The organism is Streptomyces sp. XM83C, assembly GCF_023072675.1.
Lineage (GTDB): Bacteria > Actinomycetota > Actinomycetes > Streptomycetales > Streptomycetaceae > Streptomyces > Streptomyces thermocoprophilus.
This window is the reverse complement of sequence record NZ_JALLGL010000040.1, coordinates 19,882-31,403: the sequence shown is the minus strand read 5'-3', so window position 1 is coordinate 31,403 and position 11,522 is coordinate 19,882. Positions and strand designations below refer to the sequence as shown.

The following is an 11,522-nucleotide window of genomic DNA, read 5'->3' as shown; positions in this document are numbered from 1 at the left end:
CCACGACCCCGCCCGCCCGCACCCGGCCCCGCCGGGCCCGGGACGCGGCCGTCGCCCGGTTCGCTCCAGGCGGCGCGCCGTACGGTCTCGGCCTGCGCGTCCGGGTCGACGATGGCCTCCGCCGGGTCGTCGGGCCAGTCGGCGACGATCCGGGACGCCCAGTCCGCCCATTCGGCGACCAGACGGTAGTACTCCGTCAGGAAGCGGCCGACCAGCAGCGTCTGCGCGGCCCGCTCCGGGAAGCCGCCCTCACCGGCGGCGTAGGCGCGTCCGGTGGCGAGGTTGTCGCGGTTGCGTTCGACCGCCCACTCCCGTGCCGCGCGGAGCGTGGCCCGCGTGTCCGCCGTGGTGCCGTGCTCGGCGAAGAACACCTTCAGCAGCTGCTCCGACTCCAGCACCGGCCCCGCGCCCGGCTCCCGCAGCCAGGCGGCCAGCGCCGCGCGGCCCTCGGGCGTGATGGCGTACACCGTGCGGGGACGGCGGCCCACCGCTCCCCGCTCGGCGCGCGCCAGTCGGTGCCGTACCAGCTTCTTCGGCTCTTCGTAGATCTTGCTCTGTGCCCTGGGCCAGATACGGCCGAGGCTGCGGTCCATCTGCCGGGCCAGCTCGTACGTGCTCCACGGCCGGACCGCCAGCAGCCCGAGGATCGCGTACGAGGTCGTGGTCAGCGCGGGTTCCCTTGACATCGCCACCCCACGGGGTTAGACCGGAACAGTCCCTTTGGGAGTATAAGGCGGGTGGTCGAGATGACCAGGACGCTTCAGGCCGCACCGGCGAACGCGGAGCAGGTCAAGGCATGGGACGGCGAGGAGGGCGCGTACTGGGCCGAACACGCCGACCGGTACGACCGCGCGCTGCGCGGCTACCTCACCCCGTTCTTCGAGGCCGCCGCGGTCGGCCCGGCCGACCGTGTGCTGGACGTCGGCTGCGGCACGGGAGAGATCTCCCGCGAGGCCGGGCGCAGGGCGCCCCGGGGGAGCGTGCTCGGCGTGGATCTGTCGACGGCGATGCTGCGGGTCGCCCGGCAGCGGGCCGAGGAGGCCGGGCTCGGCCATGTGCGGTTCGAGCAGGCCGACGCTCAGATACACCTCTTCCCGGAGGGTGGCTTCGACCTCGTCGTCAGCCGTACGGGAACGATGTTCTTCGGCGATCTGGACGCCGCGTTCCGCAACCTCGCCCGGGCCACGCGCCCGGACGGCCGTCTCGTCCAGCTGGTGTGGCAGCCGGCGGTACGCAACGAGTGGTTCCTGACGCTGACGACGGCTCTCGCCGCGGGCCGCGATCTGCCGGGGCCACCGCCCGGCGCGCCCGGCCCGTTCGCCCTGTCCGAGCCGGACCGGGTCCGCGCCCTGCTGACCGGGGCCGGCTTCACCGGCCTCGGCTTCGAACCGTTCGCCGCGCCGATGCACTTCGGCACGGACGCGGACGACGCGCACCGCTTCGTCGTCGGACAGCTCGGCTGGATGCTGGAGGGCCTCGACGACACGGGGCGCGCCCGCGCGCTGGACGACCTGCACGCCGCGCTGCGGGCCCGCGAGACACCCGAGGGCGTGCTGCTCCCGTCGGCCACCTGGCTGATCACCGCGACACGCCGCTGAAGGGGCGGCGGGCCACCGCGACACGCGGACGACGGCCGGGGCCGGCCGCCACCGGGGCACGGCGGCGGCCCCGCTCAGCCGGCAGCGCAGATCGAACCCGCACGCGGCCCGTCCGCCCACCGAGCCGGGCCTCCCCGCCCCGTCAGTCGAGACAGAACTCGTTGCCCTCGACGTCCTGCATCACGATGCACGACTCGTTCTCGCCGTCGGCGAGCAGCACCCGCACCTGCCGTGCGCCCAGCGCGACCAGCCGCGCGGACTCGGCCTCCAGAACGGCCAGCCGCTCCGCGCCCACCAGGCCGGTGCCGGCCCGCACGTCGAGGTGGACACGGTTCTTCACCGTCTTCCCCTCCGGGACCCGTTGGAAGTACAGCCGCGGCCCCACCCCCGTGGGGTCCGAGCACGCGGCCCACGCGTCCCGCTCCTCGGGCGGCAGCGTCGCGTCGTGCTCCTCCCACGTGCTGAACCCTTCGGGCGGTTCCGGCAGCACGTATCCGAGCACCTCGGCCCAGAACCGTGCGACGCGGCGGGGCTCCGCGCAGTCGAAGGTGACCTGGACCTGTCTGATCTTTGCCATCGGGCCACCCTAACGGCGCAAACCCCTACTCTGCCTGGGGTTTTCCGCGCAGGACGCGGAAGGAGCCGGGGGCGGCCGGGTCCCGGTCCACGACCTGTACCGGCGGTCCGGCCCACTGCCACACGCCGATGCCCGGCACCCGGGAGAAACGGACCGTGCCGCGCGTGCCCTTCACCGCGACGTGCGGCCAGGCCGCCGCGACGCGGGAGCGGTCCGTGCCGTGCGCGCGCAGCGCGTCGGCGAGGACGGTGAGCGCGTCGTAGCCCTCGTACGCCACGAAGGACGGCTCCCCGCCCTGCCGTGCGCGCAGTGCCGCCGCGACACGCTCCCCGAGAGGCGTGAGCCGTTCCGGCAGATACCGCAGGAACGGCACCCCGGCGCCGTCGCCGCCCAGCGCGTCCGCCCACATGGCGAACTCCGGCTGCCCGGCGGGCGCCCCGACCAGTACGTCCGCGAGCCGCACGTCGCGGCGGACGGCCCGCACGATCGGCACGGCCGGTTCCGGGAATCCCGTCAGCAGCAGAAGCGCCGTCGCGGGCTGTCCGGCGAGCCGGTCGCACAGGTCCTCGGGGGAGTGGGCGTCGGCGTCGAACCAGACCAGGGTGCCTGCGTGCGGGTCGAGCGCCTTGCGCAGGACACGCACACCCGACGCCCAGTACTCGCCCGGCTGGCCGGCCACCGCCAGCTGCCGGTGGCCCGCCGCGAGAAGGGCGTGCGCGTAGATCCGCCAGCCACGGGACTGCGGCGGGGACAGCCGCGCCACCCACTCGGTCGGCTCGTCGGTCAGCGCGTCGAGCACCGCCGACGCACACAGGAACGGCAGGCGCAGCGCGTCCGCCCGCGCGGCGGCGGCACGGGCGACGACGCTGTGGTACTCACCGACGACCGCGGCGACACCCAGCGAGTCCAGCTCGTCCAGCGCCGCCTCGGCACGCCGCGGGTCGGCGGCGGTGTCCCGGACGAGCAGTTCCAGCGGACGCCCGCCGACACCCCCGACCGCGGCGACATCGGCCGCGGCCAGCTCCACACCGGCGAGCAGATGACGGCCCGCCTCCACCCAGCCGGGCCGGCTCAGCGGTGCGAGGACACCGACGCGCACCGGGGACGAGGACGCGGACACGTCTCAACGCCCTTCCCGCGGCGGGCCCGGCTGCGGGCGGACCGTGAGGATCTGCGACGCGTGACCCACCGGCCCGTTGCGGTCGTGCAGGACGCTGCTGGTGAGCCCCTGCCCGGCCGGGCCGAAGCAGACGGTGGTGTCCAGGCCGGTCCAGCCGGGCACGGGCTGCCGGTACAGATGGACCGTCAGATCCACGTTCGGGAACATCCACTTGTCCGGATGCTGACGTACGGCGATGCCGTTCGCCGTGTCCACCAGCGCGAGGTACGACGCGAGCGGACCGACCGGCTCACCGGCCACCAGGGAGAGCGGCGTGGAGACCCACACCGCGCCCCGGCCGGGGCGTGACGGGAAGACGGGCCGCACGTCGACGGAGGCGATGTACCCGCCGGACCACAGGTCGCTCATCCGCCACGGCTCCAGCTCCTCCGGCGGGGTGAGCGGCTCGGCGGACACACCGGCGACGGCCTCGGTGTCATGGGCGGCGAGCAGCCAGGCCCGGGCCCTGACAACGGCCCGGCCGCCTATGCGCGCGGTGGCCTCCAGAAGCTCGATCGTGCGGCCGGGCCGCACCGTCTCCACCTCGATCTCGCAGTCGTCGAGGGCGAGGCGGCCCAGGATGTCGTAGCTGACACGGGAGATGAACAGCCCCTCACCGCCGGGCCGCTCCGCCAGACGCCGTTCCAGCGCGTGCGCCACGAGCCCGCCGAGCGGGCTGAAGTGCTGCTCGTCCGGCCCCCAGGCGCCGCCCGCGTGGGCGGTGGGCCGGTAGCGGCCGTCCTCGGTGCGCGTGTAGTAGCTGCCGGTGGCGGTGTCGGTGTCGGACGTCAACGGACGGGCTCCCAGTGCTCCCAGGGCGCCGGCCGGGACGACACGGACGCCGGTACGGTGCCGGCGGCGGTACGGACGCCGGGCCCGGTTCTGCCGCCGACGTGGCACCCGCGTCCCACCTCGGCCGCGGTGAACGACGGGCTGGTCATCGCCACCCCGGTGAGGATACCCACCGGCCGTCACCCCGCTGCCGGCACCCGGCGTCCGGACCCCGGAGGCCCCGTCCGCGCCCCGGCCCGGTGATACGTTCGGGCGCATGGCTCTGCGTGACGCGGTGATGGCCGCCCTGCTGGAAGGAGAGGCGTCGGGGTACGACCTGGCGAAGGCGTTCGAGGCGTCCGTCGCCAACTTCTGGATGGCCACCCCGCAGCAGATCTACCGCGAGCTGGAACGCATGGAGAGCGACGGCCTGGTCGCCGCCCGCCTCGTCGAGCAGGAACGGCGCCCCAACAAGCGGCTGTTCTCCCTCACCCCGGCCGGTCTCGCGGCCGTACGCGACCATCTGACCGCGCGCCCCTCCAAGCCGCTCGCCCTGCGCGACGAACTGCTGGTCAAGGTGCAGTGCCTGGACGTGGGCGACGCGCAGGCGCTGGACGCCGTCCGCGCCGAGATCGAGGAACGCCTGGCCCGGTCCGCGGCCAGACTCGCACGGTACGAACGGCTGCGGGAACGGCTCCTGGACGGCCGTACCGAGGACGAGTTCTGGGCGGGCGCCGAACGCGTCGGCCCCTACCTCACCCTCCAGGCCGGTCTCGCCCTGGAACGCGCCAACGTGAGCTGGGCCGAGGCGGCACTGGCCCGGCTGAAGCAGCGCGCCGGGAACCGCTGAGCTCCGGGGGTCGCACCCCGGTCAGGCCCGCTCGACCACCGCCGCGTCCAGCAGCGGACCCAGCTCCTGCGTCACCGCCTCCAGGGCCCGTACGTCGCGTTCGGCGCGGGCGATGAGCAGCGCACCCTCCAGGGCGCTGATCATCACCGTCGCCAGGGTGCGCGCCCGCTCCGCCGGCACGCCCATCTCCGCCAGCGCCTCGGCCACCGCGCCCGTCCAGTCCGCGAACGCCGCCGACGCGGCCTCCCGCGTCGCCGCGGACGACTGCGAACAGTCCACCGTCGCCGCGGCGACCGGGCAGCCGCCCGCGAAGCCCTCGGCCGCGTACTCGTCGGTCCACTGGGCCACCATCCGCGCGAACAGCCCGCTCGGTGTCGGCTCGGGCAGCGCGGCGACGAAACGGGCCACCCGGCCGCGCGCGTACCGGCCCGCCCAGGCCACCGCCTCGTTGACCAGCTGCTCCTTGCCGCCCGGGAAGTAGTGCTGGAGCGAGCCGCGCGGCGCCGCGGCGTGCGCGGCGACCTCCCGCATCCCGGTACCGGCGACGCCCTCGCGCCGGATGAGCTGGGCCGCGCTGAAGACCATCCGCTCCCGCGGTCCCCGTTCCGATGCCGGCATGACCGCCGCCCTCCGCCCGTCGCCTCATGAGCCGATCCCGCACCACCCTATGACCGCCGTCATGGAAGAGCTACTATGACCGCTGTCATAGCGCGGGGTGCGGCGGCCGGTGCCGCTGCGCCCGCTCCCGGCACGGAACGGCGGTGCGGCGTGTACGTGGGTTTCGTCGGACTCGGTGTCATGGGCCGGCCCATGGCACTCAACCTCGCGAAGGCCGGGACACCCCTGGTCGTCTGGAACCGCACCCCCGCCCGCTGCGAGCCGCTGCGTGCCGCCGGCGCGCAGGTCGCCGCGAGCGCCGCCGAGGTCTTCCGAAGGGCGGACACGGTGCTTTTGATGCAGGCCGACGAACAGGCCCTCGACACCGTGCTGGCCAGGGGCACCCCCGAGTTCGCCGAGCGGGTCGCCGGGCGGACCGTCGTCCACATGGGCACGACCGCACCCGAGCACTCCGCCGCCCTGGAGGCCGACATCCGGGCGGACGGCGGGCGGTACGCGGAGGCGCCCGTCTCCGGCTCCCGTGTCCCGGCCGAACAGGGGCAGCTCGTCGCGATGCTGGCGGGTGAGGAGGACACCGTACGGGACGTGCGGCCCTTGCTCGGGCCGATGTGCCGCGAGGTCTTCGACTGCGGTGCCGTACCGGGCGCGCTGCTGATGAAACTGTCCGTCAACCTGTTCCTCATCACCCTGGTCACCGGGCTGACCGAGGCATTCCACTTCGCCGGGCGGCACGGCCTCGACCAGCGGCTGCTGCGGGACGTCCTGGACGCCGGGCCGATGGCCAGCGCCGTCTCCCGCGGCAAGACGGCCAAGCTGCTGGACCGCGACTTCGCCGTGCAGGCCGCGGCGACGGACGTACTGAAGAACAACCGCCTGATCGCCGAGGCCGCCCGCAAGGCCGGTGTCGCCTCCCCGCTGCTGGACGTCTGCCACCGGCTGTTCACGGAGACGGTCGAACAGGGGCACGGGCAGGAGGACATGGTCGCCGTACTGCACGCCCTGGAGACCCGCACGGCCCACGCCGGCCTCGCGGACGGACCCGCCACGGCGGACGGGTAGCGCGGGCGGCGGGTGCGGGGCGTTCCCGGGGCCGTCCGACCCCGCTCGCCGTTCCGCGCCGCTGTCGGGCGCGATGCCCGCCGGGGCGCCGTCAGCCCCGCCGGCCCGCCGGGGCCGTCGTCCGCCCCGCCCGTGCGCCGCCCCAGGCCTTCACCCGGGAGCCCGGCCCGCCGCGCACCGGCCCCGCCGGCACCACCGCGCTCGCCGCCGCCGCGATCCCGGCCGCCAGAGCGAACCCCCACGCGTACCCCGCGGCGCCGATCAGCGCGCCCAGCAGCGGCGGGGTCAGGGACGCCGCCAGGTTCTGCCCGGTGTTCTGCACACCCATGGCCCGCCCCGACCACGCCCTGCCCGCCAGCTCCGCGGTCGCCGTGAAGGCGAGGCCGTTGGTGCTCGCGGTGATGCCGCAGGCCAGCACCACGGCCGCGTCCGTCAGCGGCGACGGCCACACGGCGCCCAGCGCCGTCAGCCCCATCACGACGGCGATGCACAGCGACAGCCGCCGCATCGGCCGCACCCGGCTGCCCACCCGGTCCGACCAGCGTCCCGCCGCGATCCGCGAGCCCGCGCCCAGCACCTGGGCGACAGCGAGCAGCTGGCCCGCCTGGACGGCACTCCAGCCCCGTACCTCGACCAGGAACACCATCCCGAACGCGCCCGCCGTGAACTGCGGCACGCACAGCAGCGCACTGGAGGCGTGCACCCGCCACAACGCGGCCTGCCGGTAGGGGCTGCCGGACGGCTCCTCCGGTGCCGCGGACGCCGGGCGCGGCGGATCCGCGGCCAGCATGCCGACCAGCACCGCGACGACACCGCACAGCACGGCGCTGAACAGCAGCGACCCGCTCACCCCCGCCCGTGCCGCCAACGCGGGCACCACCAGGGCCGCGAGTCCCATGCCGAGCGGCGTCGCCGTCTGCCGGATGCCCATGGCCAGGCCCCGCTCCTCGGCCGAGAACCAGCCCACCACCAGCCGGCCGCTCGCCGCGTGCACCGATGCGCTCGCCGCGCCCGCCAGAGTGAGCACGACGCCGAGCGGCACCAGCCCCTCCACCGTGCTGCCGGCGCCGAGCAGCACCGCCGACCCGGCCAGCCCCGCCACGATCACGACCCGCTCACCGATCCGGTCGGCCAGCGCACCCCATGCGACCAGCGCCAGCACGAGGCCCGCCGTCGGACACGCGACGAGCAGCCCGACCTGACCGAGCGTCAGCCCGGAGCCGTTTCTCAACTCGTCCGAAAGATACGGCAGTCCGTAGACGAAGACGCAGGCGACCGTCTGTGCGGCGGTGCCCAGGGCGAGCATGCCCCAGCGTCGCATGGCGTCCCTCCCTCTCTAGGTACGTGGACGCTGCAACCATGGCACACCACCCGCATGTCGAGACAGATCGTCTCGAATGTTGAACGGACCGATTCCGGTCGGATGCACGGCGGAAGCCGCTGTAGGCTGCCCGGCATGAGGATCTCCGTCTCCTCCGACATGGACGAACCCGTCGCCCGTGCCCTGCTGGCCGAACTGGAGCGGCGCGGCCACGAGGTGATCCCGTACGGCGCCCTGCGCGCCGGCGACGACCCGCAGTGGGCCGCCTGCTCCGAGGCGGCGGCCCGCGAGGTGGCCGACGGACGCGCGGACCAGGCCGTCGTGTGCTGCTGGACCGGCACGGGCGCGTCGATCGCCGCCAACAAGGTGCCCGGCGTACGCGCGGCGCTGTGCACCGACGCCTACTCGGCGGACGGCGCGCGCCGCTGGAACGACGCCAACGTCCTCGCGCTCAGCCTCCGTCTGACCTCCGAGCCGCTGCTCAAGGAGATCCTCGACGCCTGGTTCGCGGCCGAGCCCAGCGACGACGCCGAGGACCGGGAGAACGTGGCACGGGTGGGACGCCTGGACGCGGACCGGGCCGCCGGGTAGTCCGCCGGCGGCGGGTCAGCCGGTGCGGTGTCTCCACTTCGGCTCGACCTGGTCCCACTCCCGGCCCCACGCCTCGATACGGCGTCGGTCCAGGTGCCGGCGCAGCAGCGCGCCCGCGCCGAGCGTCGGAAGGGCGAGCCCGAGGGCGGCGGCCATGCCGAACAGGACCGCTTCGACGGTCGCCGCCGCGCGGTCCGACGGCTGCCTGGTGAGGCCGCCGCGCGCATCCACCCAGACCACGACCTTCGTACCGGCCTTGAGCCCGGTGCCCACCAGCGTCGAACCGGTGCGGGTGGTGCCGTCCGGGGCCGTCCACCGCACCCGTGCCGGGGCGCGGTCGTCGACGGCCGAATCCGATGCGGGCAGCCGCGACGAGGACGTCAGCAGGACCGCCCGCACCGGGTGGCGCTCCGCGCGCTGGCGGGCGAAGGTCTCGTCGGCGGCATGCCCCGCCAGCACCCCGACCAGTGAACCGCCCACCGTGACGACCGCCCACACCGCCAGGACGATCCATGCCTCCAGGACGTCCTCGCGCCGGCGCAGCGGATTGCCCCGCCACCGCCACAGGGCCCGTGCCGCACCTGCCGTCCACGGACCGCACCTCCTTCCCGCACCCGCACCGCCGTGCCCCGGCACCCGCGGTCCCGTCGGCCGCCGCCGCGCGGCCCGGGTCAGAGCCCCGGCGCCGCCCCTGACACCAGCGTCCTGCCGTCCTCGGCCGACGGCAGCCCGGGGAGTATGTCGAACGCGCCGTCGAGCCGGACCTGGCGCAACATGCGCCGGAAACGCGCACTGTCCGTGACCAGCCGCAGCCGCCCGTAGCGCGCCCGCACCCGGTTGCGGGCCCGGCACAGCACCGATATCCCGGCGCAGTCGATGAAGGACACCGCGCGCAGATCCAGCACGACGTCCGGGCACGGGCCGTCCGTGAGCGCGTCCAGGCGGTCCGACAGCGCCGGGGCGGTCAGCAGATCGAGGTCACCGCTCGGCGCGAGGACGGCCGTCGGGGAGGCGACGACCGCTGTGGTGCCCGGGGCGGACCCGGTGGGTGTTTCGGCCATGGTCACAGCGAACCGGTCGGCACCGGTTTGGCGGAAGGGCCTACCGGCCCCAGCCGCCGGGCCCGACGGTGCCGGATGCCGCCGGGGCGACGGGGCCGCCCGCCCCCACCGCAGGGCGCACGTTCCGGGGCGTACGGCGCAGGGGCGGAGCAGAAGGGCGGCCGATGTGCGCCCTGTCATGACCTCCCGCCGGACGCCTACAGTGTGGCGCCACAGCGCTGAACCACCGATCGGCCGGGCGGACCCTCCCACCGCCCGCGCGACAGGCACCACCGTTCCCTCGAACCCCGCTCGGGCCGTCCGCCGAGAGCGCGCGGCACCGTGCGCGTCGTCAGTCGCTGGAGGCTGAAGTGTCCCGACCCCGAGTCGCCCTGATCGCCGACCCCACCTCGCCCGAACGGTGCAGCGAGTACCTCGCCGACGCGATCGGCCTGCTCACCGGCGCTCCGCCGGTCCGTGTCGACTCCCGTCACTTCGCCACCGGCGGCACCGGCCGCGGCATCCGCGACGGACACCGGTTACGGCTCCACGTCCCCTCCGAAGGCATCGACTTCACCCCCGACATCGTCGTCCTGTACGAGATCCCGCCGCACCGCCGCCATGAACTCGCCGCGTTCCAGGCCCTGCTGGAACGGCACGACGTGGTCACCCTCGGCACCGGCACGGCCGCCTGGCGCACCGCCACCGAGAAGAACCTCACCGTGGAACGGTTCCGGCGCGACGGCGTCGCCCACATGGAGACCCTCGTCCTGTCCCGCCCCGCACCCGACGAGGCCCGCAACGCCTTCGACAAGCTCGGCCGGGACACCTGGGCCCGGCCCGTCGTCGGCACCGGCGGCAACGACACCTTCCACATCACCACCGAGGAGCAACTCCTCGACGCCGCCGCCTTCTACGCCGCCCGCGACACCGACTGGCTGCTCTCCCGCGACGCCGGGAACCTCACCCCCGACGGACAGCGCCACCAGTTCCGCGTCTTCGTGCTGGACGGGCAGGTCGTCCACGCCCGTGAACACCTCCAGCCCGCGCTGGACACCCCCTGCAACACCAGCCAGGGCGCCACACCCGTCCCCATCGCCCCCGCCGATCTGCACCCCCGGCTCACCGAACTCGCCCTCGCCGCCACCGCCTCCGTGGGACTGCCCTTCGCCGGGGTGGACCTCGCCGTCGAGAACGGCGGCGTCGTCTTCGAGGTCAACGTCCAGCCCGCGTTCGTCCCCGGCGAGCTGGAGACCGTGGCCGTCCCGTACATCCGCGCCCACCTGGACGCCCTGACCCGGGCCCGCGGCGGCCACCGCGGAGGCGGCACCCGGCCCGCGCGCCCGGCCGCCGCCGGCTGAGGCGACGGCACGGGCTCACGGATCGGCGGCGGTCAGCCGTATCCCCGTGATCAGATCGGGGTGGATCCGCACCGCGTGATCCATGGTGCGGTCCACCCACGGGTGCAGCATCCTGCGGAAACGGGCCAGCTCGGCCGGGTCGGTGATCAGCCGGGCGTACCCGGTGACGACCACGCTCCAGCCGAGGTGGGTCCCCGGGTCGATGTCGTCCGCCTCGTACGCCACCACGACACCCGGCTCACCGGCCTGCCGGGTCCGAGTCGTCAGGGCGCCGCTCTCATGGGTGCGGATGACGATGTCACCGCCGTCCAGGACATGATTGACCGGGCGGATCGTCGGCAGAGCCTGCCGCGTGAAGACGATCCGTCCGAACGAGACGCTGCCCAGCAGCCGCAGGGCCTCCGCACCGTCGAGCTCGACGGTCCGGCGGGGCCCTGCCGGAGCCGGCGGAGCGTGGTCCAGAGCCATGGCGGTTTCCGTGGGTGAGAAGGGGCGGGAAGCGTGCGGTCCGGGGCGGGGGAACCCTCTGCCAGGGGCTTCCGCCGTGTCAGATCATTCGAACCGCGCCCCGCGCCGC

Annotated in this window: 14 protein-coding genes; 5 read left to right on the top strand and 9 right to left on the bottom strand. The window is 74.8% G+C overall.

Translation table 11 applies throughout. From position 1 onward, the window contains the following. On the bottom strand, positions 1–686 hold a 686-nt coding region (locus MTQ10_RS07510), incomplete at its 3' end, for a PadR family transcriptional regulator (protein ID WP_247463548.1). 60 nt (positions 687–746) lie between these two features. On the opposite strand from MTQ10_RS07510, the gene MTQ10_RS07505 reads away from it, so the two are divergent. After that, complete coding sequence (locus MTQ10_RS07505) at positions 747–1,598, top strand: methyltransferase domain-containing protein (protein ID WP_247463545.1); 852 nt, start codon at positions 747–749, stop codon at positions 1,596–1,598. Positions 1,599–1,740: 142 nt separating this feature from the next. Here MTQ10_RS07505 and MTQ10_RS07500 read toward each other — a convergent pair whose 3' ends face one another. From MTQ10_RS07500 to MTQ10_RS07490, 3 genes are read right to left on the bottom strand one after another with little or no spacing between them, the layout of a single operon-like run. Then, positions 1,741–2,175 carry a VOC family protein gene (locus MTQ10_RS07500; RefSeq protein ID WP_247463541.1) on the bottom strand — a complete coding sequence of 145 codons (435 nt, stop codon included), beginning with the start codon at positions 2,173–2,175 and terminating at the stop codon, positions 1,741–1,743. A 25-nt stretch (positions 2,176–2,200) separates the two neighbouring features. Continuing rightward, positions 2,201–3,295, bottom strand: coding sequence for an ABC transporter substrate-binding protein (locus MTQ10_RS07495; RefSeq protein WP_247463539.1), 1,095 nt, complete (start codon positions 3,293–3,295; stop codon positions 2,201–2,203). A 3-nt stretch (positions 3,296–3,298) separates the two neighbouring features. Then, the gene (locus MTQ10_RS07490; protein ID WP_247463536.1) at positions 3,299–4,126 is read right to left on the bottom strand and encodes a thioesterase family protein; all 828 of its coding nucleotides are present in this window, start codon (positions 4,124–4,126) and stop codon (positions 3,299–3,301) included. A 256-nt stretch (positions 4,127–4,382) separates the two neighbouring features. Here MTQ10_RS07490 and MTQ10_RS07485 point away from each other — a divergent pair, with 256 nt between their 5' ends. Further along, entirely contained in the window at positions 4,383–4,955 is a 573-nt protein-coding gene (locus MTQ10_RS07485) for a PadR family transcriptional regulator (RefSeq protein WP_247463533.1), read from the top strand. A gap of 21 nt (positions 4,956–4,976) precedes the next feature. Here MTQ10_RS07485 and MTQ10_RS07480 read toward each other — a convergent pair whose 3' ends face one another. After that, on the bottom strand, positions 4,977–5,573 hold the full coding sequence (locus tag MTQ10_RS07480) for a TetR/AcrR family transcriptional regulator (protein WP_247463531.1): 597 nt from the start codon (positions 5,571–5,573) through the stop codon (positions 4,977–4,979). A 150-nt stretch (positions 5,574–5,723) separates the two neighbouring features. Here MTQ10_RS07480 and MTQ10_RS07475 point away from each other — a divergent pair, with 150 nt between their 5' ends. Continuing rightward, positions 5,724–6,632, top strand: a complete 909-nt coding sequence (locus MTQ10_RS07475; RefSeq protein ID WP_247463560.1) for an NAD(P)-dependent oxidoreductase — start codon at positions 5,724–5,726, stop codon at positions 6,630–6,632. 91 nt (positions 6,633–6,723) lie between these two features. On the opposite strand, the gene MTQ10_RS07470 is transcribed toward MTQ10_RS07475, so the two are convergent. Then, positions 6,724–7,953 (bottom strand): MFS transporter, encoded by a 1,230-nt coding sequence (locus MTQ10_RS07470; protein ID WP_247463529.1) that lies wholly within the window; start codon positions 7,951–7,953, stop codon positions 6,724–6,726. Between the two features lie 135 nt (positions 7,954–8,088). Here MTQ10_RS07470 and MTQ10_RS07465 point away from each other — a divergent pair, with 135 nt between their 5' ends. Next, positions 8,089–8,544, top strand: coding sequence for an RpiB/LacA/LacB family sugar-phosphate isomerase (locus tag MTQ10_RS07465; protein ID WP_247463527.1), 456 nt, complete (start codon positions 8,089–8,091; stop codon positions 8,542–8,544). 15 nt (positions 8,545–8,559) lie between these two features. Here the strand turns inward: MTQ10_RS07465 and MTQ10_RS07460 are convergent, their stop codons facing one another. Both MTQ10_RS07460 and MTQ10_RS07455 read right to left on the bottom strand, forming a co-directional pair. Then, on the bottom strand, positions 8,560–9,180 hold the full coding sequence (locus tag MTQ10_RS07460; protein ID WP_247463525.1) for an Rv1733c family protein: 621 nt from the start codon (positions 9,178–9,180) through the stop codon (positions 8,560–8,562). 35 nt (positions 9,181–9,215) lie between these two features. Next, positions 9,216–9,605, bottom strand: a complete 390-nt coding sequence (locus MTQ10_RS07455) for an STAS domain-containing protein (protein WP_247463523.1) — start codon at positions 9,603–9,605, stop codon at positions 9,216–9,218. A 350-nt stretch (positions 9,606–9,955) separates the two neighbouring features. Here MTQ10_RS07455 and MTQ10_RS07450 point away from each other — a divergent pair, with 350 nt between their 5' ends. Continuing rightward, the gene (locus MTQ10_RS07450; protein ID WP_247463521.1) at positions 9,956–10,945 is read left to right on the top strand and encodes an ATP-grasp domain-containing protein; all 990 of its coding nucleotides are present in this window, start codon (positions 9,956–9,958) and stop codon (positions 10,943–10,945) included. A 15-nt stretch (positions 10,946–10,960) separates the two neighbouring features. Here MTQ10_RS07450 and MTQ10_RS07445 read toward each other — a convergent pair whose 3' ends face one another. Next, positions 10,961–11,413, bottom strand: coding sequence for a pyridoxamine 5'-phosphate oxidase family protein (locus tag MTQ10_RS07445; RefSeq protein WP_247463519.1), 453 nt, complete (start codon positions 11,411–11,413; stop codon positions 10,961–10,963). Positions 11,414–11,522 lie beyond the last annotated feature (109 nt).